At 75.3% G+C, this 1,461-nt stretch carries 1 protein-coding gene and 1 pseudogene; both read left to right on the top strand.

The genetic code is table 11. The features are described from left to right. A pseudogene (locus H5J30_RS33000) lies at positions 1-231 on the top strand (hypothetical protein); the annotation flags it as partial. Positions 232-561: 330 nt separating this feature from the next. Beyond that, complete coding sequence (locus H5J30_RS32995; protein ID WP_181791373.1) at positions 562-1,251, top strand: ankyrin repeat domain-containing protein; 690 nt, start codon at positions 562-564, stop codon at positions 1,249-1,251. The last annotated feature ends 210 nt before the right edge of the window (positions 1,252-1,461 follow it).

Raw genomic sequence — 1,461 nt, 5'->3', positions numbered from 1 at the left:
GCCACGGGCCGCTTCGTGGACGACCCGCCGGGCGCCGTCGACGACGCCTGCGCCCTCCTCGGGGATCTCGGCGAGCGGATCGCCGCGCTCCTCGTGGAGCGCCGCGGCACCTACCGCGAGCTGACCCGCCGTGCCCGTGCCGCCGAGGGCGCCGGGAACGCGGAGACCGAGCGCCTGCGCCTCGCGCTCCGCGACTCCCGCGACCTCGCGGAGCGGCTGCTGAAGTTGTAAAGCCCTGCCGCGGGCCCCTGCGCCCACGAGGCCCCCACCCCCCTAGGGCGCCCGCGGCAGTCACACCCCCGGGCCCGGCCCGACAGATCCGGCAGACACGCGGCCGGGCCCGGGGCCGCCGCCTCTGGAAGCCGTACGGATCCACGCCCCGGCCTCCTGCACTGCCAGCCCATCGCGGGCCGGCCCGTCACCGTGTACGGGCCGCCCTGCTCCCCGCCCCGTAGACTCCCCGACTCCCCGACCGCCGCGCCGGATCCGCCGCCGGGGAGCGGTCCCGGGCCCGTTGCGCGACACTGCCCCCGCTCCCGACCGCGGAGAAGTGGAGAGCCCGTGCTGGGTCTGCTGATCGCCCTTGTGACCTGCCTCGTCGTCGTCGGCTCCGGGCTGCGCGTGCGTCGCCGCCGCACGACCTTCCTCGGTGCCGTACTGCGCGGCGATCCCGCCGAGGTGCGCGCCCTGGTGGACGGCGGCTACGGCGTCGGCATCGCCGACAACCGGGGCGACACGGCGCTGCACTACGCCTACTACGCGGGCGACGACGAACTCGTGCAGACCCTGCTCGCCCTGGGCGCCCGCCAGGACGCGCACAACCGCGACGGGCTGCTGCCCCACCAGCTCGCCGAAGTCGCCGAGGTGGAACTCCGGATCGACGAGCTGGTCGCACTCCGCCACCAGGCCGGTGAGGAGGAGGCGTCCCGGGCCGCGGCGCTGGCCGAGGAGCTGCGCCCGTACCACCCCGACCCCGTCTACCCCGCCGCGCTGACCAACGTCCTTGCCAGGACCGCCGACGGGGAGCCGCTGCGGGAGGTCCTGGAGACCGCCGTCCGGCTCGGCCGCGCGGACTTCCTCGCCGTGCTGGAACTGGAGCTGCAGAGCAGGGGGGACCGGGAAATCGCCGAGGACTTCCTCAACAGCGGTTCGCCGCGGCTCGGGTACGCGGCCCAGCAGTGGGCCGCCGGCCACGGCTTCGCGATCACGGCCTACGGCCGGGGCGACCGGGCGGGCTGGGGCCGGCTCTGAGGCGCCGCCGCCCTCCGGTCCCGTAGCGCATCAGGACCAGGGGCGTCGTCCGGGCGGTGTACCTGTTCGGGCAGCCGGGTGAGCATGCGGTATTTGTATGTTTTTCGGGTTATCACTCCAGCGAATCGGCGCGGGAGAGAGGTGACCCATGGGCAGGGCGAGGCGTGCAGTGGTCGGCGCGTGTGCGGCGGCGGTGCTGGTGCTGGTGCC

It is taken from the genome of Streptomyces phytophilus, from assembly GCF_013870535.1.
Lineage (GTDB): Bacteria > Actinomycetota > Actinomycetes > Streptomycetales > Streptomycetaceae > Streptomyces > Streptomyces phytophilus.
Note: the sequence above shows the minus strand (reverse complement) of the source record. Positions and strands in the feature narration are given on the sequence as shown.